This is a genomic window from Pseudomonas sp. GW821-FHT12A04 (genome assembly GCF_058807755.1).
In genome coordinates, this window is sequence record NZ_JBXAQZ010000013.1 from 142515 (window position 1) to 166668 (window position 24154).

The following is a 24154-nucleotide window of genomic DNA, read 5'->3' on the forward strand; positions in this document are numbered from 1 at the left end:
CCGCCAGGCATTGCCCGGTAGCGGATTGAAAGAGCTGGCGCGTTTCCTGCAAGTCCCCCTTATATCGCCATAAAACGAGCACTTCCGGGGAGTCCGGACGTGTCCTGAACGGCGGCAGGTTTAACCCAGATGGCCCTGCAAAAGCTTGATACAGCTTGGCTGAGCCCTGTGACGAACAAGAGGGAAGGGGATGAAGGCAGTTATTTTGGCGGGTGGCCTGGGTACGCGGATCAGCGAGGAGTCGCACCTCAAGCCCAAGCCGATGATCGAGGTCGGCGGCAAGCCAATTCTCTGGCACATCATGAAGCAGTACTCCGCTCACGGAATCCACGATTTCGTGATCTGTCTTGGCTACAAGGGCTATGCGATCAAGGACTTCTTCGCCAACTACTTCCTGCACACCTCCGACGTCACGTTCGACATGCGCAACAACCGCATGGATGTTCACCAGAACTACAGCGAGCCATGGCGCGTCACGCTGATCGACACCGGCGAAGAGACCATGACCGGTGGCCGTTTGCGCCGCGCCCGACGCTACCTCGAAGACGAAAAGGCCTTCTGTTTTACCTATGGCGACGGCGTGTCGGACCTCAATATCGGTGCGTTGGTGGATTTCCATCTCAAGCACGGAAAGCTGGCGACCGTCACCGCGGTACAGCCACCAGGTCGCTACGGCGCCCTCAATCGCGATGGCGACAGGGTCTTGGGCTTCACTGAAAAACCTCGCGGCGACGGTGGCTGGATCAATGGCGGGTTCTTTGTCCTGTCGCCCAAAGTGCTGCCGTTGATCGACGGCGATGAAACCTCGTGGGAGTCCGGCCCGCTGGACGGCCTGGCCGAGCGCGGCGAACTCATGGCGTTCCAGCACGACGGTTTCTGGCAACCGATGGATACCCTGCGCGACAAGAATCACCTCGAAGCGCTGTGGCAGAGCGGGGAGGCCCCATGGAAGCAATGGGATTGAGCCCGCAATTCTGGCGTGGCAAGCGCGTGCTGGTCACCGGCCACACCGGGTTCAAGGGCAGTTGGCTGACGTTGTGGCTGCAAAGCCTGGGTGCCGAGGTCAGCGGGTTTTCCCTCGATCCGTCCACCGAGCCGAGCCTGTTCGAACTGGCCCGGGTTCACGAAGGCATCAATGATCAGCGCGGCGACCTGCGTGATCTGGGGGCCTTGCTGGAACTGATCGCCGAAACCCAGCCGCAGATCGTTCTGCACCTGGCGGCCCAGCCGCTGGTGCGCGAAGGTTATCGCGACCCGTTGGGCACGTACTCCAGTAACGTCATGGGCACGCTCAACCTGCTCGAGGCGATCCGTCAGGTGGGCGGCGTGCGCGCCTGCGTGCTGGTGACCACCGACAAGGTCTACGCCAATCAGGAATGGCTGTGGCCGTACCGCGAAAACGAAGCGTTGGGCGGTCATGATCCCTACAGCAGCAGCAAGGCGTGCTGCGAATTGCTGGCGCAATCCTATGCCGCCTCGTTCTTTGCGCCGCAAAAGCATGCCGAGCATGGTCTGGCGTTGGCCACGGCCCGCGCCGGCAATGTGCTCGGTGGTGGCGATTTTGCCCCGGAGCGGCTGATTCCCGACGTGCTGCGGGCGTGGTCGGCGGATGAGCCCGTGACCTTGCGCTATCCCCAGGCGGTGCGCCCATGGCAGCACGCGCTGGAACCGCTGGCCGGCTATCTGCAACTGGCGGCCGGCCTGTTTGAGCAGGGCCCGCAATTCGCCGGGGCGTGGAATTTCGGCCCCGGTGAAGCGGACATGCGCAGCGTCGGTGAAGTGGTCGAACTGCTCGCCAGCCGCTGGCCGCAAGCACGCGGGCTACGCATCGAACCGAGCGATATGCATGAGGCCGGCCTGTTGCGCCTGGACAGCAGCCGCGCCCGTCAATTGCTGGGCTGGCAACCGCGCTGGTCGTTGCAGCAGTGCCTGACCCAGACCCTGGATTGGCATTTGGCGTGGCAGAACGGCGATGACATGCGCGCCGTCAGCCTGGCGCAATTGAACCTGTACCGAGGCACGCTGTGAGTGAATTTCTGCTGAAGGCGTTGCCACTGAACGGATTGTTCAGCGTGCAGCACAAACGTTTCGAGGACGAGCGCGGGCACTTTTCCCGGTTGTTTTGCGAAGGCAGCCTCGGTGCGTTTGGCCAGGCGTTTCATATCCGCCAGATCAATCACTCCTGCACCCGCGAACGCGGCAGCGTGCGTGGCCTGCATTACCAGAGTGCCCGTGCACCGGAAGCCAAATTGATCACCTGCCTGCGCGGTGAAGTCTGGGATGTCGCGGTGGATCTGCGTCCCGACTCCGAGACTTTCCTGCACTGGCACGCCGAACACCTGCGTGCCGGCGATGGCCGCAGCCTGTTGATTCCTGCCGGGTTCGCTCATGGCTTCCAGACCCTGAGTGCCGATGCCGAGCTGCTTTACCTGCACAGCAACGACTACACGCCGGAACATGAAGGCGGGTTGTCGGTGCTCGATCCACGGCTGGCGATTGCCTGGCCGTTGCCTGTCAATAATCTGTCGGTGCGCGATGCGAGCCATCCGGCGCTCGATGAACACTTTGCCGGAGTGCGTCTATGAACTGCCGTGGTTGCGCCGCTGCGCTGGCCCTGCCGCTGATTGACCTGGGCACCTCGCCGCCGTCCAACGCTTACGTGCGTGCCGACCAGCTGGAGCAGGCCGAACAATGGGTGCCGTTGAAGGTTGCCGTGTGCCAGCAGTGCTGGCTGGTGCAAACCGAGGATTACACCAGCGCCGACAGCCTGTTCGATGCCGAGTACGCCTATTTCAGTTCGTTCTCCAGCACCTGGCTGGCCCATGCCGAGCGTTATGTGGCCGAGATGGTCGAACGCTTCGGCCTGAGCGCCGACAGCCGTGTGGTGGAAGTCGCGGCCAACGACGGTTACCTGTTGCAGTACGTGGCCGGGCGCGGCATCCCTTGCCTGGGCGTCGAGCCGACCCGCAGCACCGCGCAAGCGGCGCGGGAAAAAGGCTTGGAGATTCGTGAGCTGTTTTTCGGTCGCGACACCGCCGCGCAATTGAAAAGCGAAGGCTGGGGCGCCGACCTGATGGCCGCCAACAACGTGTTGGCCCACGTCCCGGATATCAACGATTTCCTCGACGGCTTTGCGACCTTGCTCAAGCCGGCGGGTGTGGCGACTTTCGAATTCCCGCAGTTGCTGACCCTGATGGCCGGCCAGCAGTTCGACACGCTGTACCACGAGCATTATTCCTACCTGTCGCTGACCGCTGTGCAGACCTTGTGCGAGCGCAATGGCCTGCAAGTGTTCGACGTCAGTCAGCTCCCGACCCATGGCGGCTCGCTGCGGGTCTTCGTCCAGCGGCTGGACGGCGAGCGTCGCGAAGTGCAACCGACGGTTCGGCAACAGCTGCAGGCTGAACTCGCCGCCGGGGTGAAAACCCCTGAGTACTACGCGACCCTGGCGCCCGCCGCCGAGCGCATCAAGCATGACCTGCTGCGCTTCCTGTTGCAGGCCAAGGCCGATGGCAAGCGCGTGGTCGGCTACGGCGCCGCCGCCAAGGGCAACACCTTGCTCAACTACGCCGGGGTCAAGCCGGACCTGCTGGCCTGGGTGGCCGATGCCAACCCGCACAAGCAAGGCAAGTACCTGCCCGGGAGCCGCATTCCGATCGTGTCGCCGGCACAGATCGACATCGAAAAACCGGACTACGTGCTGGTGCTGCCGTGGAACCTGCTGGATGAGATCACCCAGGCCTTTGCCGGCATTCGTGCATGGGACGGTCGTTTTGTCATTGCCATTCCCGAGTTGATCATTCGATGAGCCGAATTCATTACACCAAACCCAGTGTCGGTGAACTGGAAGCCGACTACGTACTCGATGCCGTCCGCCATGGTTGGGGAGAGCGCTGCTACGAGTACCTGACCCGCTTCGAAAAGTCCTTTGCCGAGCACGTGGGTGCGACCTACGCGATTGCAACGTCCAGTTGCACCGGCGCGCTGCACATGGGCATGGCGGCGCTGGGCATCGGTGCCGGCGATGAGGTGATCCTCGCCGATACCAACTGGATCGCCTCGGCTGCGCCCATCACCTATCTGGGTGCGACACCGGTGTTCGTCGACGTGCTGGCCGACAGTTGGTGCCTTGACCCGCAGCAGGTTCGCCGGGCAATTACCCCACGGACCAAGGCGATTCTGGCGGTGCACCTCTACGGCAATCTCTGCGACATGGATGCGCTGCTGGCCATCGGCCGTGAGTTTGGCCTGCCGGTCATCGAGGACGCCGCCGAGGCGATCGGCTCGCAGTGGCGCCGTCAGGCGGCGGGTTCACTGGGCGCGTTCGGTGCGTTTTCCTTTCACGGCACCAAGACCATGACCACCGGCGAAGGCGGGATCTTCGTGACGTCGGACAAGGCTCTGTATGACCGGGTATTGACCCTGTCCAACCATGGTCGGGTAGCGGGCAGCAGCAAACAGTTCTGGCCGGATTTCCTGGGCTTCAAATACAAAATGAGCAACCTGCAAGCGGCCGTCGGTTGCGCGCAGGTTGAACGTATCGACGAGCTGATCGAACGCAAGCGCGCGATCTTCGCCAACTATGCCCAGGCGCTGGCCCTGCTGCCGGGCCTGTCCATGAACCCTGAGCCCGAACACGCACGCAACGGTTACTGGATGCCCACCGTCGTCTTTGACCGCGAGCTGGGGATCACGCGGGACATGTTGATTGCAGCCTTCCAGGCCGCCGATATCGATGCGCGGGTGTTCTTCTGGCCGCTGTCGTCCTTGCCGATGTTCAGCGAACTGACGGCTGACTCGCCCGTGGCGCATGCGCTGCCGGAGCGCGCGATCAATCTGCCGAGTTATCACGACATGACCGATGACGATCAGCAACGGGTCATCGAGGTGCTGCGCGCGCTGGTACTCAAAAGGACGCGGCTATGAAGGTTTACCTGCTGGGGGCGGCCAATCCTGAAGCGGTACGGATGATCCTCACCCTGCAACGCAGCCAGCCGGACGTACAGTTCGCCTTTCTCGATAACGATCCGGCGAAGCAAGGCACGCTGTTTTATGGCGTGCCGGTGGTGGGTGGTACCGACAAGGTGGCCGAGCTGAAAGGCCCAGATACACGCTTTGTCAATCTGATCACTGGCACCACGGCGCTGCGTTACCGGACCACCTGCGAAATCGTCGAGGCCGGCGGCACCCTGGGCAACTTCATCCACCCGGGCATCGATCTGACGATGATCACCATGGGCGTCGGCACCTATCTGCAAGAGGGCGTGATCATGCAGGCGCAAGTCAGCCTCGGTGATAACACCAGCATCAGCGCCGGTAGCGTCGTCGGGCATGAGGGACAGATCGGCCATTCGGTATTCATGGCGCCGGGTGTCTGCATTGCCGGTTGCGTCGAGATCGGCGACGGCACCTTCATCGGCACCAACGCCACGATCCTGCCGCGATTGCGCATCGGTCGTTGGGTCACCATCGGTGCAGGCGCCGTGGTGACCAAAGACGTTCCAGACTATGCGGTTGTGGTGGGCAGTCCCGCCAGGACCATCAAGACCAATCCAGCTTCCTTTCAAGACGGTCGGGTTTTCAACTAACCACCGCACCAATTTCCGGAGAGTCTGTAATGAATCCTCATGAGCAGTTTCGTGAAGAAGTAAAAGAGAACATCGAAGGCCTGCAACAGGACAAAGCGTTGCAAGCCACGTCGCTGGACTGGGTTGGCACGACCGCCAAGCATAAATACACCTACAACTTCAGCTGGATGGGCCGCCCGATCATTCAGTTTCCCCAGGACATGGTCGCCATGCAGGAGATCATCTGGGCGCTGCGGCCGGACATCATTGTCGAGACCGGTATTGCCCACGGCGGCTCGCTGGTGTTTTACGCCTCGATGCTCGAACTGATCGGCCATGGCGAAGTGCTGGGCGTCGACATCGATATCCGCCAGCACAACCGTGAGGCGATCGAAGCGCACCCGATGAGCAAGCGGATCCAGATGATCCAGGGTTCGAGCATTGATCCGGCAATCGTCGAGCAGGTCCGTCAGCGCGTCGAAGGCAAGAAAGTGCTGGTGGTGCTGGACTCCAACCACACCCACGAGCACGTCCTGGAAGAGCTGCGGGCCTATGCGCCGATGACCTCGGTGGGCAGCTACTGCGTGGTGATGGATACCGTGGTTGAAGACATGCCCGAAGACGCGTTCCCGGACCGTCCGTGGGGCAAGGGCGACAACCCGAAGACCGCGGTATGGGCTTACCTGGAAGAAAACGGCGGTTTTGAAATCGATCAGGCCATTCACAGCAAGCTGCTGATCACCGTCGCGCCGGATGGCTATCTGCGTCGCGTGCGGTAATCGACAAGACATCGTTGGGTTTTTTCGGCGATTCGCCGTTGTGGGGAAATGTATGCAAGGCAAGAACAATTCTGAACACGGGTTGGCACTCAACGAACAGTTGACCGTGGTGCTGATGTCTCACGAGCGGCCGGCATTTTTGCGCCGGGCCGCACGTTTCTACAGCGGCTTGCCTTGCAGGATTCTGGTGCTGGATTCTTCGACTGAAGGTCAGCCAAGCCTGGCCGGGCAGTTTGAAAATGTGGATTACCAGCATGTTCCGCAGTTTGGCTACTGGGGAGTCCGTGCCAAGCTGGCCTTTGGCGTGGAACAAGTGACCACGCCGTTCATGGTGTTCGCCGCCGACGATGACTTCCATGTGCACGACGCCCTGCGCGCAGCCGTGGCATTCATGCAGGCCAATCCCGATTACGGCCTGTGCCACGGCTACAGCATGATGTATCTGTCGCAACCCAACAGCGTCAGCTACTTCCGGCGGGACAAGAAGGTCTGCGAAGACTATTCGTCCGAGCACGCCGAGGAGCGTGTGCTCGATTACATGCACCAGTACCTGCCGCCTTTCTATGCCGTACAGCGCACCGACCTGGTACGTGACTGGTATCAGGTGATGCCTCAGGATACGTCCTTCCAATGGCAGGAAATCGGTCACACCTATTACATGCTGGCGCGGGGCAAGGCGCGGATTCTGCCGATCCCGTATGTCGTGCGTGAAATGAACTACGGGTACTCGGATCACAACACTGAAATCTTCCACACGCTGGCTCATACGGATGCCAGGACGGTCGCCGAGCGTGAAACCTTTGCCGCTTTCCTCTTCGGCTTGCCGACTCAAGTTCAAAGCGAGGACCCGGAGCAAGGCCGGCAGTTCGCGCTGCAAAGCTTTGAGGCCTTGGCCGATAGCTTGCGCACCGGTCGCGCACTGACCACCGAGCTGATTATCGAGTCCGCCTGGACGAGCGTCGAGAAAGGCCCTGTGCGCCGTTTCGGCCCCAAGCAATACGTCGAAATGCCGTTCTACAACCAGGCGTTTTTCGATCAGTTGACCCAGTTCGAGTTCCTGTTGCACGCCATGCCGGCCGGTCGCGTTCAGTTGGCAGGCCTGGAGGGTATCTGGACCCGTCAGCAGAGCTTGATGCTGGCGCGCAACAATGACACGCCGGAAAGTGTGGTCGACCGTTTGTGGCAAGCCCACGACAGCAACATCTTCAACCGCGCGGTGGTCAAGCGTCTGGTGGCCCAGCTGGAACTGTTGGGTGAAGACGAAGAAGCGCAGACCCTGGGCGATTGGGCTGCACGTCTGGAGGCGGTGTCGGTTGAGGGTAATCGTGCGACGTTCGACAAGATGCTCTCCGGTCGACTGCTCAAATGGCTCTCCCCCCGCCAGCCTGATGAACAAGAGGCTGAGACGATCGCCCAACACCTTGCGGCCAACGACGGTGGTCCTCAGTTCGGGATTTTCCTGCTCGACCTGGATAACGATATCGACAAGCTGCAAGTCTCTCTCGACAGCCTGCTCGAAGGTCACAGCAAGGCGTTCAGGATTGTGGTCTTCACCACCGGTGAAGCACCGGCCGCGACCACGGCGCAGAACACTCTGCACTTTGTCCGGGTTACCCAAAGCAACTACGTCGACAAGCTGAACCAGGGGGCTCGTCAGTCGTCTTGCGACTGGTTGATGCTGGCCGAAGCCGGCGACGAGTTCACTGCCGGCGGGCTGTTGCGCGCCAGCCTGGAACTGTTGTCTGCCGCGGATTGCCGCGCCGTCGCCACCGACGAAATCCAGCGCACCAGCGAAGGCGCACTGGTGGACGTATTCCGTCCTGGCTTCAATCTTGATCTGCTGCAAAGCCTGCCGGCCTTGATGGCGCGTCACTGGCTGATCCGTCGGGAAGTGTTCCTTGAAGTCGGTGGGTACCAGCCTGACTTCAGCAAGGCCCTTGAGTTCGACCTGCTGCTGCGCATCATCGAGCAGGGTGGCCTCAACGGGCTGGCCCACCTGGATGAGCCGCTGGTGATTGCCCGGGCGCCCGTACTGGAAGAAAACGCCGATGAGCGCCTGGCGTTGTTGCGCCACCTGGGCAATCGTGGCTACAAGGCCAAGATCACTTCGACGGTACCTGGCACCTGGCAGATTGATTACCGCCACACCGAACGCCCGCTGGTATCGATCATCGTGCCGGCCGGGGACAATCTTTCGGCCCTGCAGCAGTGCCTGCAAGCGGTCTTGCTGCGAACCCGCTACATCCAGTACGAAGTGTTGGTTGCGATCAATCAGCATCAGTCGGCCGAGGTCAATGACTGGCTCGGTACTTATCAGCATCCGAAAGTCAGCGTCCTGCGCACCGATCAGCGTATGAGCGATGCGGCGTTGTACAACGCGGCCAGCCAGCAGGCGCAGGGCGAGTACCTGATACTGTTGGCCGCCGACAGTGAAGTGGTCAACCCGAACTGGCTTGAGTCGCTGCTCAATCACGCCCAGCGTCCGGAAGTCGGCGTGGTCGGTCCCAAGTTGATCGACCGCGACGGCAAGGTCACTCAGGCCGGTCTGATTCTCGGCATGAACGGTGGTGTGGGTTCAGCCTTTGTTGGTGAAAAACACGACGCCGAAGGTTACCTGCACCGGTTGGCGCTGGAGCAGAACTACTCGGCGGTGTCGATGGTGTGCCTGATGGTGCGTAAAGCGTTGTTCGACGAGCTGGACGGTCTGGACAGCGTGACCTTCGCCGACGGCTTGAGCGACGTCGACCTGTGCCTGCGGGCCGGTCAGGCCGGTTACCTCACCGTGTGGACGCCGCTGGTACAGGTGATTCATTCGGGTGAAATACCACAAGCGCCGCAAGCCCTCGATGCACTGCGTGACAAGTGGGCCCCAGCCTTTGCTCAGGACCAGGCCTATAACGCCAATCTGGCCTTGAGCGGCAAAGGCTTTGCCCTGGGCGAAAGTGCTTCGGTGAACTGGGCGCAGATGCTCGGCTAGGCCTGGCGAACAGGTATAAGGATTCAAGGCATGTTCAACGGAAAATCGATTTTCATCGCAGGCGGGGCCGGTTCGTTCGGGTGTCGGATCATTCGGGACGCGCTGGTGCGTGTCTGGTTGCCAGCATGATTCCTTACGCTAGGCAAAGCCTTGATCAGGCGGACATCGATGCCGTGGTCGGTGTATTGCAGTCTGACTGGCTGACCCAGGGGCCGACCATCGAGCGCTTTGAGCGAGCGATGGCCGAACGCTGCGAGGCAGGTTTTGCCGTGGCGGTGTGCAATGCCACGGCGGCCCTGCACATCGCTTGCCTGGCGGCAGGGCTCGGCCCGGGCGATTGGCTGTGGACGACACCGAACACCTTTCTCGCCTCGGCCAACTGTGGTCGCTACTGCGGTGCCGAGGTGGATTTTGTCGACATCGACCCGCTGACCTGGAATCTCGATGCCGCTGCGCTGGCCGTCAAGCTGGAGCGGGCCGAGCGTGAAGGCCGGCTGCCAAAAGTGCTGGTGGCGGTGGCGTTCTCCGGGCAGAGCTGCGACATGCGCAGGATTGCCGCACTGGCCAGGCGATATGGCGTTACTGTGATCGAAGACGCGGCCCATGCTGCTGGTGCGTCCTACGCCGGGCGGCCGGTGGGTTGTGGCGAGTTTGCCGCGATGACCGTGTTCAGTTTTCATCCGGTGAAGATCATCACCAGCGCCGAAGGTGGCATGGTGATGACCAACAGCCCGGAACTGGCCGAGCGTCTGCAACGCTTGCGCAGCCACGGCATGACCCGGGATCCGCAGCAGATGACCGGGCCCAGCCACGGCCCTTGGTACTACGAACAGGTGGAGCTGGGCTTCAATTACCGCATTACCGACCTGCAAGCGGCCCTTGGTTTGTCGCAGTTGAACAAACTGGATGAGTTCATCGAGCGCCGGCGTGAACTGGCGGCTCGTTATGACCGCTTGCTGGCGTATTTGCCGCTGACCTTGCCTGGTGCGCAACCCGAGGCCGAGTCGTCATGGCATCTGTATGTGGTGCGGCTGCAACTCGATCAGATCGGTCTCACTCATCGTGAGGTGTTCGAGGGGTTGCGAGAGGCCGGGGTCGGTGTGAACCTGCACTACATTCCCGTGCATTTGCAGCCTTACTATCGTGATCTCGGGTTCGTCGAAGGTGATTTTCCGCAGGCAGAACGTTACTACGCCGAAGCCATCAGCCTGCCGTTATATCCGTTGCTCAGTGATGAACAACAGGACTACGTGGTCGAGCAGATGCGGCAGCTGATCGAAATAATCCAGCCATTGCGGCGGGTGGGAAATGTGTGATGCATGAACTGACCGAGCAGGAAACCTTCTGGCAGGGTGAATTCGGTAACCAGTACGTTGAGCGCAATGTCGGGCAGCCGCTGGTGGCGGCCAACCTGGCGTTGTTCGCCAAGGCACTGACACGGGTCGGGCACATCGACAGCCTGGTAGAACTGGGCACCAATGCCGGCAACAACCTGCAGGCACTGCACCAGCTGTTGCCGCGCTGCGAGTTGTTCGGCGTGGAAATCAATGCCAGCGCTTGTGCCGCGGCCCGGGCGTTGGGTATCGCACACATCTGGCAGGGTTCGCTGTACGACTTCCCACGGGAACGCACCTTCGACCTGACCCTGAGCAAAGGCGTTCTGATTCACCTGGCGCCGGAGTTGCTGCCGGCCGCGTACGCGCAACTGTATGAGCTGAGCCAGCGCTACATACTGATCGCCGAGTACTACAACCCGGTGCCGGTCGAGGTCCCGTATCGCGGCAACAGCGGCAAGTTGTTCAAACGCGATTTCGCCGGTGAAATGCTCGATCGCTATGACGACCTGCAACTGGTTGATTACGGTTTTGGTTACCACCGCGATCGGCAATTCCCGGTGGATGACATCACCTGGTTTGTCCTGGAAAAATGCCGTTGAACAACGTCGCCATTATTCCGGCCCGCGGTGGCAGCAAACGCATACCCCGCAAGAACCTCAAGCCGTTTGCCGGTGTGCCGATGATTGCCCGATCGATTCAGGTCGCTCTGGAATCCGGGTTGTTTTCCCGGGTGGTGGTCAGCACCGACGACGAGGAAATCGCCGGGCTGGCGCGGGACTGCGGCGCCCTGGTGCCCTTCATGCGCCCGGCGGCACTGGCCGACGACTTCACGGGCACCGCGGCGGTGATCGCCCATGCCCTGCAAGCCTTGCGCGAACAAGGGGACGAGTTTGATCGCGCCTGTTGTATCTACGCGACCGCGCCTTTGTTGCAATCGCGATTTCTTGTCCAGGGGCTGAGCCTGCTGGAACAGCATCCCGACAAGTCATTCGCTTTTTCGGTGTGCGACTTCGGATTCCCGGTCCAGCGAGCCCTGACCCTTGATGATCAGGGGGCATTAACGGCGCTGTATCCGCAGTATCGTGATACCCGCTCCCAGGATTTGTCGATCGCCTATCAGGATGCCGGACAGTTCTACTGGGGCCGCAGCGATGCCTGGCTGCGTGGCGAGGTGTTGTATTCGCCGTACAGCCTGCCGGTCATCCTGCCGCGTCATCTGGTGCAGGACATCGACACACCGCAGGACTGGAAACGCGCCGAATACCTGTATGCCGCGCTGAAGGCCGGGGGTGAGCTGCAATGAGAGTGCTGATTCGCTCTGACGCCTCGCCAACCATCGGCAGCGGCCACATTGCGCGCTGCCTGTGCCTGGCCCGGGTGTTGCGCAGGCAGGGCAGTCATGTGGCGTTCGCCTGTCGCCTGTTACCGGGGCATCGACTGGAGGCACTGCGGGCCGAAGGCTTCGAAACCTTCGCGCTGCCCGAGCGCTACAGCGATGAAGACCCGCAGCAAGCCATCGAGTCCATGCTGCCATGGCAGACGGACATCGCCGCGCTCGAGCCGCTGCTGGAGCACCAGCCGGCGTTTGACTGGATCATTGTCGACCACTACGGCCTCGATCATCACTGGCAGACGGCCGCCCGGCGCTTTGCACCACGGATCGCCGTGGTCGATGACCTCGCCACGCGGACCTACAGCGCCGACTTGCTGCTGAACCAGAATCTCTCGGGAACGCCAGAGGCTTATGCGTCGCTGCTGGCGCCAGGCTGCCGGACCTTGTTCGGCCCAAGGTTTGCCATGCTGCGCGACGAGTTCCGTTGCCCGGCCATCGAAATCAAGCCTCAGGCCCGGCGTGTGCTGGTAAATTTCGGCGGTTTCGACGCGGCAATGCAGACCCATCATGCGATGCTGGCGCTGGCAGACTTTGCTGAGCTGGAAGTCGATTTTGTCGCCGGAGCAGATAATCCGGCCTGGGCGCAGATGCAGGCGTTGGCGGTGAGTCGCCCGCATTGGCGCCTGCACAGTTTTGTCAGTGACTTTTATCGATTGATGACCGAGGCCGACCTGTTTGTCGGGGCGGGTGGCGGCACCAGTTGGGAGCGGGCGGCCATGGGGCTGCCGACGATTTGCATTGCCGTATCGAACAACCAGCAGGTCAACGGCGAGGTCATGGCGGCCGCGGGCGCCCATGTGTTCATGGGGGCGCGCGAGCAGGTCAGTGTCGAGCAATTGCGCCTGGCCATCGGCTTTGTCGCGGGTAACCAGGGTCTGCGCCAGAGCCTGGCGCGGCAATCGCGACAACTGGTCGATGGCCGGGGGGCGCAGCGAGTGGCGGCTGCGCTGGCCGGCGCGGTGCTGAGGGTGCGTCCGGCGACCCTGGGTGATGCGCAGCTGTTGTTCGACGGGCGCAACACCGAGGCCGTGCGCCACTGGTCGCTGGAGACCGGAGTGATCGAGTGGCCCGCGCATCAAAACTGGCTGACGGCGACCCTGAGCAATCCCCGGCGGCTGCTGTTGATAGCCGAGGCCGATGACGGTCCGGTCGGTGTGCTGCGTTATGACGTGCGTGGCTTTACCGCCGAAGTGTCGATTTATCTGTTCGAAGGTCGGTTCGGCCTGGGCTGGGGCAGGGCGCTGCTGGACCGTGGAGAAGCCTTTGTGAAGGCCCGCTGGCCAGAACTTGAGTCGCTCACCGCCCAGGTATTGCCCGCTAACCAGCCGTCGCTGCATGTCTTTCGCGAAGCCGGTTTTACCCAGAGTGCCTGCGCGTTCACGCGCGTATTGAAGGATCACGCAGATGACTAGCTTCAAGATTGGCGAGCGCCTGATCGGTGCCGATGCGCCGCCATTGATCATTGCCGAGATGAGCGGCAACCATAACCAGTCCCTGGACGTGGCGCTGCAAATCGTCGAGGCCGCGGCCAAGGCCGGTGCCCATGCGTTGAAACTGCAGACCTACACCGCCGACACCATGACCCTGGACCTGGCCGAGGGTGAGTTTTTCATCAAGGACCCCAACAGCCTGTGGGCCGGTAGTTCGTTGTACGCGCTGTACGAGAAGGCATACACGCCCTGGGAATGGCATGCGCCGATTTTCGCTCGCGCCAGGGAGCTGGGCCTGCTGGCGTTCTCCACGCCATTCGATGAGAGCGCCGTGGATTTCCTCGAAAGCCTCGACGTGCCGGCCTACAAGATCGCCAGTTTCGAAAACACCGACCTGCCGCTGATACGCCGGGTGGCCGCGACGGGCAAGCCGCTGATCATTTCCACCGGCATGGCCAGCATCGCCGAGCTCGATGAAACCGTGCGCGCCGCCCGTGGGGCCGGGTGCAAGGATCTGGTGCTGCTCAAATGCACCAGCACCTATCCGGCATCACCCGCGAACAGCAACCTGCGCACGATCGCGCATTTGCGCGAGTTGTTCGATTGTCAGGTGGGGCTGTCCGATCACTCCATGGGGGTCGGTGTGTCCGTGGCGGCGGTGGCATTGGGGGCAACGGTGGTGGAAAAGCATTTCACCCTCGACCGTGCGGCCGGTGGCGTCGACGCCAGTTTCTCGCTGGAGCCTTCCGAACTGGCCAGCCTGGTGATTGAAACCGAGCGCGCCTGGCAAGCCATGGGGCAGGTGCATTACGGTGTCACCGAGGCTGAGCGCCAATCCCTGGTGTACCGTAGATCGTTGTATGTAACCCGGGATATGGCGGCCGGCGAGCCCTTCGACGGGACAAATCTGAGAGCCATCCGTCCGGGTCTCGGGCTGGCGCCCAAACACGCGCAAAGTCTCCTGGGACGCCGTGCCCGTCAGGCCATCAAGCGTGGAACAGCACTGGATTGGTCGTTGGTCGAATGACCCGTTGCCGGGCTGATTCGGCAAAATAGCGTGACCTGCGAGTCATAACGGGCATCTTCACTGTATTGTATTGACCGGGAAGATGGCGCCTGACCCTTTATCGGGTTCAGTGATGGCCCTCTACGCTTCCCGGCCGTCGCCTTGGGGCGACGCAAATCCAGGTTTGTCGGCGCCCCTCGATTCCTGCGAGTGGTGGTATTGGGCTGTTTATTATTGGGAAGCCGTAATGATTGGCATAAAGAGCATTGCGAGCTACGTTCCTGTAGCCGGCGTGGACAATTACGCACAAGGTGCAAAATTCGAGAAGGATGAAGAATTCATCCTGGGCAAGATCGGTTCGGCTTTCCTGCCGCGCAAGGGCGTTGATCAGGAAACTTCCGATCTGTGCGTTGAAGCGGCCAATGCGCTGTTTGCCAGCAACCCCGATTTGAAACGCGAGTCCATAGATGCGTTGATCGTTGTCACCCAGAACGGTGACGAAGAAGGCCTGCCGCATACCGCGGCCATCGTGCAGGACAAACTCGGCCTGCCGACCAACGTCGCTGCGTTCGATATTTCCCTGGGTTGTTCCGGTTACGTCTACGGCATTTATGCGATCAAGGGCTTCATGGAGGCCGCTGGCCTGAAGAACGGCCTGCTGATCACTGCCGACCCGTATTCGAAGATCGTCGACCCGGAAGACCGCAACACCACCATGCTGTTCGGCGATGCGGCCACGGCTACCTGGATGGGTGAGAACCCGACCTGGGCACTGGGCAAGGCCAAGTTCGGCACCGATGGTTCCGGCGCCCCACATTTGAAAGTCACCGACGGCGTGTTCTTCATGAACGGTCGCCAGGTGTTCAATTTCGCACTGCTCAAGGTGCCGGCGCATTTGCATGAGTTGCTGGGCGAATCGCAATTGAGCGCTGACGACATCGATGCGTTCTGCATTCACCAAGGCAGCGCGGCGATTGTCGACGCAGTTGCGCGGCGCTTCGAAGAGTGCCCGCAGAAGTTCATCAAGGACATGGTCGAGACCGGTAACACGGTGTCGTCGAGCATTCCATTGCTGCTGGAAAAGCATATTCTCGATTCCGAATGGAAGCGCGTTGCGCTCAGCGGTTTCGGAGTGGGGCTGTCATGGGGTTCGGCGATTATCTATCGTCCTTGAGTGAACGTCTTTTAATAAAAAGGCCGGTACAAAAAAGCGCTCAAGGGTTAACCTTGAGCGCTTTTTTGCTTGTAAGGAATGCGAGGTAGCATGAGCGAATGCTTTGAAGACAATGCTCAGGTTATCCAGCGTCGCTGGCCGTCGCTGTATGCGCGATTGAAAACGGAAGACCGCCTGGCCGTCGAGGTCGACCTGATCGAGGGGCGGGACTCGACGCTGTGTGTGGGTGGCATCCAGCTCACCAGCCGTCATGGTCGTCTGCGCGAGGCCCGCCTGCAGGCCGCCAGTCTCCCGCTCGACAAGCCACAGCTGCACGTTTACGGCACCGGCTTCGGCGATTTGCCTGCGGTTTTGCTGGAACGCGCCGGGCTTGAAAAACTCTATGTCCACATTCTCAACGGCGCGCTTTTCCTGTTGGTGCTGGAGCTGATCGATCAACGCCAATGGCTGGGCGATCCGCGCGTGCAATTGCTCTACGCCGGCGATCTGTCCGACATCTTCACGCCGTTTTTTGCCTTGCCCGCCGAAATGCTGCTGGCCGATGACCACAGTGCGAAGATTCGTGATCGGCTGGTCAGCGAAGTGCACTTGAGTTTCAACAATCGTGATTTCGACCCGCAGTCGCCGGTCATTCTGCAGCGCTTGCAGGACACCCTTGGACTACTGCTTGCCGATGACGATGTGGCTCGGCTCTTTGGCACTTGTCCCGGGCGTGAGGTTTATGTGATTGCCACCGGGCCGAGCCTGGAAGGGAATTTCGAGCGCTTGGCAGCGGTGCGCAACCAATCCCCGCGACCCCTGTTCATCTGTGTGGACACGGCCTACAAGCCCCTTCGCGAGCACGGAATCAAGCCTGACCTGGTCGTGAGCATCGACCAGCGCATCAGCGTGCTGCACTTGTCCGGTGACGCGTCCGAGGATATTGCGCTGGTGTACTTGCCATTGAGCGATCCACAAATGCTCAATGCCTGGAAAGGCAAGCGTTACGGTGGTTACTCCGCAAGCCCGATCTACGCCACGTTGCGCGAACAGCATCCCCGTGCGCAGCTGAACGTGGGCGGCAGCGTGATTCACCCGGCCGTGGATCTGGCGGTGAAGATGGGCGCGCAGCGCATCACGCTTTTCGGTGCCGACTTTGCCTTTCCAATGAACCGGACCCACACCGGCTGGAACGATGGTGACCTGGGGCCGCCGGTGAGTCAGGCCAGATACTGGGTGCACGATGGTCATGGCCAGAAGGTCAAGACGCAGTTGAATTTTCGCGGCTATCTGTGCGAGCTGGAGCGTTACATTGCCAGGCATCCCCAGGTCCTTTTCCTCAACAGCAGTCGGGCGGGGGCAATGATTGCCGGGACACAGTTCAATCAGGATTTCGTGCGATGAAGCATCAGGCGATAGGTATCGATGAATACCGGCAATGCGCCGGTTTGTTTCGCTTGGGGCGTGATGTCGAAGCGGCGTTGAACATGGTCGATCTGTTCGATGAGGCGCAGCGCCTGTTTTTGCAGGCGCCGCAGGACGTGCAGCAGGCGTGGGCATCGTTGCTCAGGCAAATGCTCGCCTGCCAGGAGCGCCAGGATTGGCTGGGGCTCGCCGATTTCATGGAATATGAGTTGATCGAATTGCTCGAAAACATGCCGGCCTGAGGGCAACAACAGCTTTGGCACGGGCGTTTTCGGGCTGGACAGTTTTATGGCGTCATTTTTTCGCGGTTGAGGGGCGCTAAGCCCTTGTTTTCTCGGGGGTGGCAGGGTGATGGCATTTTTTTTAAAAAAAGCCCTCAAGCAACCTGCCAACCCGACGATAACTAATACGAAGGTTCTCTAGGCCATACCCGGCGGTTGCCAGGGCCGGAAGCCGCAGTACCCAACCAACGAGGAATTCGTCATGGCTTTAACAGTAAACACCAACACCACGTCGCTGAACGTTCAGAAAAACCTGAACCGTGCTACCGACGCTCTGTCGACTTCGATGGCTCGCCTGTCTTCCGGCCTGAAAATCAACAGCGCTAAAGACGACGCCGCTGGCCTGCAGATCGCAACTCGCATGGCTGCACAGATTCGTGGTGGCAATCAGGCAGTGCAGAACGCCAACGACGGTATCTCCGTTGCCCAGACCGCTGAAGGCGCGCTGCAAGCTTCGACCGACATTCTGCAGCGTATGCGTGAACTGGCTGTTAAAGCACGTAACGGCACCAACAGCACTGCTGACCAGACCGCTACCAACTCCGAATTCGCTCAGATGTCTGACGAGATCACTCGTATCTCTGCTTCCACCAATCTGAACGGCAAAAACCTGCTGGACGGTACCGCTGGTACCATGCAACTGCAAGTTGGCGCAAACACTGGTTCGGCTAACCGCATCGACCTGGTACTGAGCTCCAAGTTCGACGCCGTATCCCTGTCCGTAGGCAGCGGTACTGTTGTTCTGACTGGTGCAACTTCCGCTACCCTGTCTGCCAACATCGACAACGCGATCACCGCGATCGACGCTGCTCTGGCATCGATCAACGCCACCCGCGCAAACCTGGGTGCTTCGCAGAACCGTCTGACCAGCACCATCTCCAACCTGCAGAACATCGTGGAAAACACCACTGCTGCACAAGGCCGTGTACAAGACACCGACTTCGCCGCAGAAACCGCGAACCTGACCAAGCAGCAAACCCTGCAACAGGCTTCTACCTCGGTTCTGGCTCAAGCCAACCAACTGCCTTCCGCTGTACTGAAGCTGCTTCAGTAATTTTGGCAAGAGTTTGGGCGGGGGAGTGTGCTTGTCACGCTCTCTCGCTTTTTACGTTAAGAGGTGATGGGCATGGAGATGAGCGTAAAGCTTGGCGTGTCTTATCCGGCTCCCCAGCCAGCGAGCACCGTTTCGGATAAAGCGCCGGAAAAGCCTAAAGTCGCCAGCGAGACTCCCGTGGCGCAAAAGAAGCAGGATACGGATGACACCCACTTGAAGCAGGCGGTGCAGCAGATCGAAAAGTTTGTACAGTCGATCAAGCGCAATCTGGAGTTCTCGATAGACGAGCAATCCGGAAAGGTCGTCGTCAAGGTGATTGCAAGCGAAACGGGCGAAGTCGTGCGACAGATCCCCTCCGCGGAGGCCCTCAAGCTGGCAGAAAGCCTGAGCAATGCGAGTCACGTATTGTTCGACGCTAAAGTTTGATGGCTGGCATGAATAGTGTTTGTACGTTCTTTGGGCGCTGATAAAGGTCAAAAGAGTGGCAGCAACCTGAAGGGAGACGAAAAATGGCAAGTCCAATTTTACCGGGTACGGGCCTGGGCTCTGGCCTGGATATCGGTGCGATCGTTACTGCGCTGGTCAACGCCGACAAATCGGCGAAACAGACGCAGATCGATACCCAGACCAAAACCAACACGCTGAAGATCTCCGGTGTCGGTTCCTTGAAAAGCGCACTGACGGCCTTTCAGACGGCGCTGACCAATCTCGGTAGCAAGACCAATCCTGCGTTTGCGGGCTATACCGCAACTTCGGGTACCCCGTCGATCCTGGGTGCAACTTCCGACAATACCGCCGTTGCCGGTACTTACAGCGTTGTTGTGAATAAGCTGGCCACCAGCTCGAAAGTAGCCAGTGCTTCTTTTGCCGGCGGTGCCGCCAGTGCCATTCCGAGTGGTACTTTGAAAATCAGTCAGAATGGCACTGATTACGATGTCACGATTCCAGCCAATGCGACCTTGCAGAGCACCCGGGACGCCATCAACTCTGCACAGGCGAGTAATGGTATTTCTGCCAACATCGTGACCGACAGCACGGGTGCGTCGCGTCTGGTGATCAGCTCCACCAAGACCGGCGCGGGTTCCGACCTGACGGTCAGCGGTATCGCCGGCCTTGAAATCGACGGCACCCAACCGATGGGCACCAACCCTTCGGCCTCCAGTTCAGGAGCTGTCAACGGGATTGCGGTGGATGCATCGCTGACCATCGATGGACTGGCAGTGACCAGCAAGAGCAATACGGTTACCGGCGCGGTCAGTGGCCTGACCCTGAACCTGACATCCGTGAGCCCGGGTACGCCGCCGGCTGCGGCGACCGTCACCGTCGCGAACAACACCGCCGGTTTGCAGACGTCGATCCAGTCGTTCGTTGATTCCTACAACACCCTGATGAACACCATCAACTCCCTGTCCAAGGCGACAGCGGATGCCGATGGCAACCTGACTGTTCAGGCGGCGTTTACCGGTGATTCGATGTCGCGCACACTGATCTCCGATATCCGCAGCGTGCTGACCGCTCCCGGGGCGGGCGGTCCATTGGCCGTTCTGTCGCAGATCGGCGTGCTGACGAATGAGAAAACTGGCAACCTGGCGTTCGATACAACGGCGTTCAACAAGACGATGGCCATCAACGGCATGAGTGGCCAGGTGCAGCAGTTGTTCAACGGTAGCAATGCTACCAACGGCCTGCTGGCGCGCATGGGCACTGTAATCAAGCCTTATGTGCAGACGGGCGGGTTGCTTGACCAGCGCAATACCAGCCTGCAGACCGTGAGCAAGAACCTTTCAAATCAGCAGACTGCGCTGGACTTGCGTGTCGCCAACATGACCAAGACGTTGACCGCCAAGTACAACGCAATGGACCTTTTGGTCGGGCAGATGAAAGCGACGGCGAGTAACATCACCTCGTTCTTCACTTCCTTGAACGCCCAGAAGTCCAACAGCTAGTCGTGAACTGACGATAAAAACCCGGCTACGCATTTTCGCGTGTGCCGGGTTTTTGTCTTTTGATCTAAAGTTCTCTGGCTCGCGGACGATACACTGGTCATACGAGTCTTTGTGGTAATGAGGTAGAACATGAATCCAATGTTAGCCCTTCGGCAGTATCAGAAAGTGGGTGCGCACGCCCAGACGTCAGAAGCAAGTCCGCATCGTTTGGTGCAGATGCTCATGGGGGGTGGCCTGGACCGTATTGCCCAGGCCAAAGGCGCCCTGGAGCGCAAGGACATTCCCGGCAAGTGTGTGTCGATCAGCAAGGCGATCGGCATCATCGGTGGTTTGCGTGAAGGCCTGGATCTTGAAAACTGCGCCGATGCCGTGGGTGAACTCGACAGCCTTTACCTCTACATGATGAAGCGCCTGGCCGAGGCGAACATCAGCAGCGATCCGGAGATTCTCGATGAGGTCGCGAGCTTGTTGCGCACGGTGAAAGAAGGCTGGGACGGCATTGCTGAGCCAGGTCCGCAGTTCTAAGGGAGATCGCCATGAGTCTTGTATTGCAGCGGATAGAGCAAACTCGTGAAGCGCTGGTCGGTGCTTTGGCCGAGCGTGACTGGGAGGCCATCGGTCAATTGGACCTGGATTGCCGTTCCTGCATGGAAGATGTCATGAGCGAGGCTTCGCTGGATGAAGAGGTTTTGCGCAGCAATCTTGAGGAGTTGCTGTATGTCTACAAGCAGTTGCTTGAGGTCGCGATGGGTGAAAGGCAGGCGATAGTCGATGAAATGTCTCAGATCCAGCAAGCGCGGAACGCGGCAAAGGTTTACCATCTGTTTGGATAATAAAACCCGGTTAATCCAAACAAGTGCGCCATAAATTTGACTGTGCACGGATTTTTGACTTAACTAGTGGCTGGTTCCAGATTTCAGTCGTCTTCAGGCATACAAGGCCTGCAAGCGTTTAGCTTGCCCCAGCATTTTGGGCATTGAGTTGACTAGGGAAGTTGCTATTGCATGTGGCGTGAAACCAAAATTCTGCTGATTGATGACGATAGCGTCCGCCGCCGCGACCTGGCGGTGATTTTGAATTTTCTCGGCGAAGAAAATTTACCCTGCGGAAGCCATGACTGGCAGCAGGCTGTCGGCTCTTTGTCGTCAAGTCGTGAAGTGATCTGTGTCCTCATCGGGACGGTCAATGCTCCTGGTGCACTTCTGGGCTTGCTTAAGACACTGTCGACATGGGATGAGTTCCTTCCGGTTTTGTTAATGGGCGATAATTCTTCCATTGACTTGCCGGAAGACCAGCGTCGGCGAGTGCTTTCGACCCTCGAAATGCCGCCCAGCTACAGCAAATTGCTCGATTCGCTGCACCGTGCCCAGGTCTATCGCGAGATGTACGACCAGGCCCGCGAGCGCGGTCGTCATCGCGAGCCCAATCTTTTCCGCAGCCTTGTCGGCACCAGCCGGGCGATTCAACACGTCCGCCAGATGATGCAGCAGGTCGCCGACACCGATGCCAGCGTGCTGATCCTCGGTGAGTCCGGCACCGGCAAGGAAGTGGTTGCGCGCAACCTGCATTACCATTCCAAGCGCCGCGAAGCGCCGTTCGTGCCGGTCAACTGCGGGGCGATTCCGGCCGAGTTGCTGGAAAGCGAATTGTTCGGCCATGAGAAGGGCGCCTTCACCGGGGCGATCACCAGCCGCGCCGGTCGATTCGAGCTGGCCAACGGCGGCACACTGTTCCTCGATGAAATCGGCGACATGCCGCTGCCGATGCAGGTCAAGTTGCTGCGCGTGTTGCAGGAGCGCACCTTCGAGCGCGTGGGCAGCAACAAGACCCAGAGCGTCGACGTGCGCATCATTGCGGCGACCCACAAGAATCTCGAAAGCATGATCGAGATCGGCACCTTCCGCGAAGATTTGTACTACCGCCTGAATGTGTTCCCGATCGAGATGGCGCCGCTGCGTGAGCGCGTCGAAGACATTCCCCTGCTGATGAACGAGCTGATCTCGCGCATGGAGCACGAGAAGCGCGGTTCGATCCGTTTCAACTCGGCGGCCATCATGTCGCTGTGTCGTCATGGCTGGCCGGGCAACGTCCGCGAATTGGCCAACCTGGTGGAGCGCATGGCGATCATGCACCCATACGGCGTGATCGGCGTGGTCGAGTTGCCGAAGAAATTCCGCTACGTCGACGATGAAGACGAGCAAATGGTCGACAGCCTGCGCAGCGATCTGGAAGAGCGCGTGGCTATCAACGGCCATACCCAGGACTTTACCGCCAATGCCATGTTGCCTCCGGAAGGTCTGGACCTGAAGGACTACCTCGGTGGTCTGGAGCAGGGGCTGATCCAGCAGGCGCTGGATGATGCCAACGGCATTGTGGCGCGCGCGGCCGAGCGCCTGCGTATTCGTCGCACCACGCTGGTGGAAAAGATGCGCAAGTACGGCATGAGCCGTCGTGATGGAGACGAGCAGGCGGATGATTGACGCCTGTTTTTCAACTCATTCATTTATAAGAAGTTTTTTTTAGGCACGGGTATTGCTACGTCCCTCGCAACGTTCCGTTTCACTGACGGTCAGCCAAGCGAGAGAGCACGATGCCCCAAGCCGCCCAGATGTCTCCTGTCCTTGATGCTTCGGGACAACCGTCGTCCGTAGAGCTGGCGAGCCGGCTTGGCCTTGAGCAGGCATTTTCGCTGTTCAACCAGATGTCCAGTCAGTTGACCGATTCCTACAGCATGCTTGAAGCCCGGGTAACCGAGCTCAAGGGTGAACTGGCAGTGGTCAGTGCCCAGCGCATGCAGGAGCTGGCGGAAAAAGAACGCCTGGCCAATCGCCTGCAAAACCTCCTTGATCTCTTGCCCGGCGGGGTCATCGTCATTGACGCCCAGGGCATCGTGCGCGAAGCCAATCCGGCGGCGTGCGAGTTGCTGGGGTTGCCGCTGGAAGGTGAATTGTGGCGCCACGTCATTGCCCGCTGTTTTGCGCCGCGCGAAGACGATGGTCATGAAGTCTCCCTCAAGGATGGTCGGCGCCTGTCGATCGCCACGCGCTCGCTGGACGCCGAGCCTGGCCAGTTGGTGTTGCTCAACGACCTGACTGAAACCCGTCACCTGCAGGATCAACTGGCCCGTCATGAGCGGCTGTCGTCGTTGGGGCGCATGGTCGCTTCGTTGGCTCATCAGATACGCACGCCGTTGTCCGCCGCGTTGCTGTATGCCAGTCATTTGACCGAGCAAGAGCTGCCGGTCGCTACCCAGCAGCGCTTTGCCGGGCGCCTCAAGGAGCGCCTGCACGAGCTGGAGCACCAGGTGCGCGACATGCTGGTTTTCGCCCGGGGCGAGTTGCCGCTGACCGATCGCGTGACGCCCGCTCAGTTGATGCAATCGTTGCAAGCGGCGGCGCTGACCCACGTACAGGATCTGCCGATCCGCTGGCAGTGCGACAGTCATTCGGGGGAGTTGCTGTGTAATCGCGACACCCTGGTCGGTGCGATCCTCAATCTGATCGAGAACGCCATTCAGTCCAGTGCCGGTCCATTGCGCCTCAAGATTCACCTCTATACCCGTGGCAATTACCTGCGCCTGTGCGTCAGCGACAGTGGCTCCGGTATCGATGCCGCCGTTCTGGCGCGATTGGGCGAACCCTTTTTTACCACCAGGGCCACTGGTACAGGTCTTGGCCTGACCGTGGTCAAGGCAGTGGCGCGTGCTCATCAGGGACAATTGCAGTTGCGCTCGCAACTCGGTCGCGGCACTTGCGCGCAGGTTATCCTGCCGTTGTTCAGCAGCGCTCAAGGAGCGGAGTGACACA

At 60.1% G+C, this 24154-nt stretch carries 23 protein-coding genes; all 23 read left to right on the forward strand.

Annotated elements, in window-relative coordinates:
• Positions 1-190: 190 nt before the first annotated feature.
• The 23 genes from rfbF (at position 191) to AC1RS8_RS21000 (ending at position 24150) form a co-directional block, all read left to right on the forward strand.
• Positions 191-964, forward strand: coding sequence for a glucose-1-phosphate cytidylyltransferase (rfbF, locus tag AC1RS8_RS20890; protein WP_489339998.1), 774 nt, complete (start codon positions 191-193; stop codon positions 962-964).
• Entirely contained in the window at positions 946-2028 is a 1083-nt protein-coding gene (gene rfbG, locus AC1RS8_RS20895; RefSeq protein WP_218497062.1) for a CDP-glucose 4,6-dehydratase, read from the forward strand. Before rfbF ends, rfbG begins: the two co-directional genes overlap by 19 nt.
• Positions 2025-2585: a dTDP-4-dehydrorhamnose 3,5-epimerase family protein gene (locus AC1RS8_RS20900; protein ID WP_340315002.1), complete on the forward strand. Its 561-nt coding sequence runs from the start codon at positions 2025-2027 to the stop codon at positions 2583-2585. The genes rfbG and AC1RS8_RS20900 overlap by 4 nt, the downstream gene beginning before the upstream one ends.
• A complete protein-coding gene (locus AC1RS8_RS20905; protein WP_489339999.1) occupies positions 2582-3808 on the forward strand; it encodes a methyltransferase domain-containing protein in 1227 nt (408 codons plus the stop codon). The genes AC1RS8_RS20900 and AC1RS8_RS20905 overlap by 4 nt, the downstream gene beginning before the upstream one ends.
• A complete protein-coding gene (locus AC1RS8_RS20910) occupies positions 3805-4926 on the forward strand; it encodes a DegT/DnrJ/EryC1/StrS family aminotransferase (protein WP_340315006.1) in 1122 nt (373 codons plus the stop codon). The genes AC1RS8_RS20905 and AC1RS8_RS20910 overlap by 4 nt, the downstream gene beginning before the upstream one ends.
• A complete protein-coding gene (locus tag AC1RS8_RS20915) occupies positions 4923-5588 on the forward strand; it encodes an acetyltransferase (protein WP_090453805.1) in 666 nt (221 codons plus the stop codon). Before AC1RS8_RS20910 ends, AC1RS8_RS20915 begins: the two co-directional genes overlap by 4 nt.
• Before the next feature lie 29 nt (positions 5589-5617).
• Complete coding sequence (locus AC1RS8_RS20920) at positions 5618-6346, forward strand: cephalosporin hydroxylase family protein (RefSeq protein WP_090453807.1); 729 nt, start codon at positions 5618-5620, stop codon at positions 6344-6346.
• A gap of 52 nt (positions 6347-6398) precedes the next feature.
• A complete protein-coding gene (locus AC1RS8_RS20925; protein ID WP_489340000.1) occupies positions 6399-9323 on the forward strand; it encodes a TIGR00180 family glycosyltransferase in 2925 nt (974 codons plus the stop codon).
• A gap of 125 nt (positions 9324-9448) precedes the next feature.
• A complete protein-coding gene (gene pseC / locus AC1RS8_RS20930) occupies positions 9449-10639 on the forward strand; it encodes a UDP-4-amino-4,6-dideoxy-N-acetyl-beta-L-altrosamine transaminase (protein ID WP_057715901.1) in 1191 nt (396 codons plus the stop codon).
• Positions 10639-11259: a pseudaminic acid biosynthesis-associated methylase gene (locus tag AC1RS8_RS20935; protein WP_489340001.1), complete on the forward strand. Its 621-nt coding sequence runs from the start codon at positions 10639-10641 to the stop codon at positions 11257-11259. The genes pseC and AC1RS8_RS20935 overlap by 1 nt, the downstream gene beginning before the upstream one ends.
• Positions 11256-11963, forward strand: coding sequence for a pseudaminic acid cytidylyltransferase (pseF, locus tag AC1RS8_RS20940; RefSeq protein ID WP_489340002.1), 708 nt, complete (start codon positions 11256-11258; stop codon positions 11961-11963). Before AC1RS8_RS20935 ends, pseF begins: the two co-directional genes overlap by 4 nt.
• The gene (gene pseG / locus AC1RS8_RS20945) at positions 11960-13465 is read left to right on the forward strand and encodes a UDP-2,4-diacetamido-2,4,6-trideoxy-beta-L-altropyranose hydrolase (RefSeq protein WP_489340003.1); all 1506 of its coding nucleotides are present in this window, start codon (positions 11960-11962) and stop codon (positions 13463-13465) included. Before pseF ends, pseG begins: the two co-directional genes overlap by 4 nt.
• Positions 13458-14510, forward strand: a complete 1053-nt coding sequence (gene pseI, locus AC1RS8_RS20950) for a pseudaminic acid synthase (protein ID WP_489340004.1) — start codon at positions 13458-13460, stop codon at positions 14508-14510. The genes pseG and pseI overlap by 8 nt, the downstream gene beginning before the upstream one ends.
• Positions 14511-14736: 226 nt before the next feature.
• Positions 14737-15663: a ketoacyl-ACP synthase III gene (locus AC1RS8_RS20955; RefSeq protein ID WP_056721553.1), complete on the forward strand. Its 927-nt coding sequence runs from the start codon at positions 14737-14739 to the stop codon at positions 15661-15663.
• A 90-nt stretch (positions 15664-15753) separates the two neighbouring features.
• Positions 15754-17046 carry a motility associated factor glycosyltransferase family protein gene (locus AC1RS8_RS20960; RefSeq protein WP_489340005.1) on the forward strand — a complete coding sequence of 431 codons (1293 nt, stop codon included), beginning with the start codon at positions 15754-15756 and terminating at the stop codon, positions 17044-17046.
• A complete protein-coding gene (locus AC1RS8_RS20965) occupies positions 17043-17309 on the forward strand; it encodes a hypothetical protein (RefSeq protein WP_489340006.1) in 267 nt (88 codons plus the stop codon). Before AC1RS8_RS20960 ends, AC1RS8_RS20965 begins: the two co-directional genes overlap by 4 nt.
• Before the next feature lie 241 nt (positions 17310-17550).
• A complete protein-coding gene (locus tag AC1RS8_RS20970) occupies positions 17551-18402 on the forward strand; it encodes a flagellin domain-containing protein (RefSeq protein ID WP_057715895.1) in 852 nt (283 codons plus the stop codon).
• Positions 18403-18474: 72 nt separating this feature from the next.
• Positions 18475-18828 carry a flagellar protein FlaG gene (locus AC1RS8_RS20975; RefSeq protein ID WP_489340007.1) on the forward strand — a complete coding sequence of 118 codons (354 nt, stop codon included), beginning with the start codon at positions 18475-18477 and terminating at the stop codon, positions 18826-18828.
• Between the two features lie 83 nt (positions 18829-18911).
• Positions 18912-20348 (forward strand): flagellar filament capping protein FliD, encoded by a 1437-nt coding sequence (fliD, locus tag AC1RS8_RS20980; RefSeq protein ID WP_057715893.1) that lies wholly within the window; start codon positions 18912-18914, stop codon positions 20346-20348.
• Positions 20349-20477: 129 nt separating this feature from the next.
• The gene (gene fliS, locus AC1RS8_RS20985; protein ID WP_090453820.1) at positions 20478-20873 is read left to right on the forward strand and encodes a flagellar export chaperone FliS; all 396 of its coding nucleotides are present in this window, start codon (positions 20478-20480) and stop codon (positions 20871-20873) included.
• A gap of 11 nt (positions 20874-20884) precedes the next feature.
• A complete protein-coding gene (gene fliT / locus AC1RS8_RS20990) occupies positions 20885-21181 on the forward strand; it encodes a flagellar protein FliT (protein ID WP_056721566.1) in 297 nt (98 codons plus the stop codon).
• A gap of 171 nt (positions 21182-21352) precedes the next feature.
• Positions 21353-22828 carry a sigma-54 dependent transcriptional regulator gene (locus AC1RS8_RS20995; protein WP_046037712.1) on the forward strand — a complete coding sequence of 492 codons (1476 nt, stop codon included), beginning with the start codon at positions 21353-21355 and terminating at the stop codon, positions 22826-22828.
• Between the two features lie 128 nt (positions 22829-22956).
• Positions 22957-24150 (forward strand): sensor histidine kinase, encoded by a 1194-nt coding sequence (locus AC1RS8_RS21000; protein ID WP_489340610.1) that lies wholly within the window; start codon positions 22957-22959, stop codon positions 24148-24150.
• The last annotated feature ends 4 nt before the right edge of the window (positions 24151-24154 follow it).

Coding starts and splice junctions, on each gene's coding strand:
- AC1RS8_RS20935 (WP_489340001.1), top strand. CDS start 10,639: ATGCATGAACTGACCGAGCAGGAAACCTTCTGGCAGGGTGAATTCGGT.
- AC1RS8_RS20915 (WP_090453805.1), top strand. CDS start 4,923: ATGAAGGTTTACCTGCTGGGGGCGGCCAATCCTGAAGCGGTACGGATG.
- AC1RS8_RS20975 (WP_489340007.1), top strand. CDS start 18,475: ATGGAGATGAGCGTAAAGCTTGGCGTGTCTTATCCGGCTCCCCAGCCA.
- fliS (WP_090453820.1), top strand. CDS start 20,478: ATGAATCCAATGTTAGCCCTTCGGCAGTATCAGAAAGTGGGTGCGCAC.
- AC1RS8_RS20925 (WP_489340000.1), top strand. CDS start 6,399: ATGCAAGGCAAGAACAATTCTGAACACGGGTTGGCACTCAACGAACAG.
- pseC (WP_057715901.1), top strand. CDS start 9,449: ATGATTCCTTACGCTAGGCAAAGCCTTGATCAGGCGGACATCGATGCC.
- AC1RS8_RS20995 (WP_046037712.1), top strand. CDS start 21,353: ATGTGGCGTGAAACCAAAATTCTGCTGATTGATGACGATAGCGTCCGC.
- AC1RS8_RS20910 (WP_340315006.1), top strand. CDS start 3,805: ATGAGCCGAATTCATTACACCAAACCCAGTGTCGGTGAACTGGAAGCC.
- rfbG (WP_218497062.1), top strand. CDS start 946: ATGGAAGCAATGGGATTGAGCCCGCAATTCTGGCGTGGCAAGCGCGTG.
- pseI (WP_489340004.1), top strand. CDS start 13,458: ATGACTAGCTTCAAGATTGGCGAGCGCCTGATCGGTGCCGATGCGCCG.
- pseG (WP_489340003.1), top strand. CDS start 11,960: ATGAGAGTGCTGATTCGCTCTGACGCCTCGCCAACCATCGGCAGCGGC.
- AC1RS8_RS20965 (WP_489340006.1), top strand. CDS start 17,043: ATGAAGCATCAGGCGATAGGTATCGATGAATACCGGCAATGCGCCGGT.
- AC1RS8_RS20920 (WP_090453807.1), top strand. CDS start 5,618: ATGAATCCTCATGAGCAGTTTCGTGAAGAAGTAAAAGAGAACATCGAA.
- AC1RS8_RS21000 (WP_489340610.1), top strand. CDS start 22,957: ATGTCTCCTGTCCTTGATGCTTCGGGACAACCGTCGTCCGTAGAGCTG.
- AC1RS8_RS20970 (WP_057715895.1), top strand. CDS start 17,551: ATGGCTTTAACAGTAAACACCAACACCACGTCGCTGAACGTTCAGAAA.
- AC1RS8_RS20905 (WP_489339999.1), top strand. CDS start 2,582: ATGAACTGCCGTGGTTGCGCCGCTGCGCTGGCCCTGCCGCTGATTGAC.
- fliD (WP_057715893.1), top strand. CDS start 18,912: ATGGCAAGTCCAATTTTACCGGGTACGGGCCTGGGCTCTGGCCTGGAT.
- rfbF (WP_489339998.1), top strand. CDS start 191: ATGAAGGCAGTTATTTTGGCGGGTGGCCTGGGTACGCGGATCAGCGAG.
- AC1RS8_RS20955 (WP_056721553.1), top strand. CDS start 14,737: ATGATTGGCATAAAGAGCATTGCGAGCTACGTTCCTGTAGCCGGCGTG.
- fliT (WP_056721566.1), top strand. CDS start 20,885: ATGAGTCTTGTATTGCAGCGGATAGAGCAAACTCGTGAAGCGCTGGTC.
- AC1RS8_RS20960 (WP_489340005.1), top strand. CDS start 15,754: ATGAGCGAATGCTTTGAAGACAATGCTCAGGTTATCCAGCGTCGCTGG.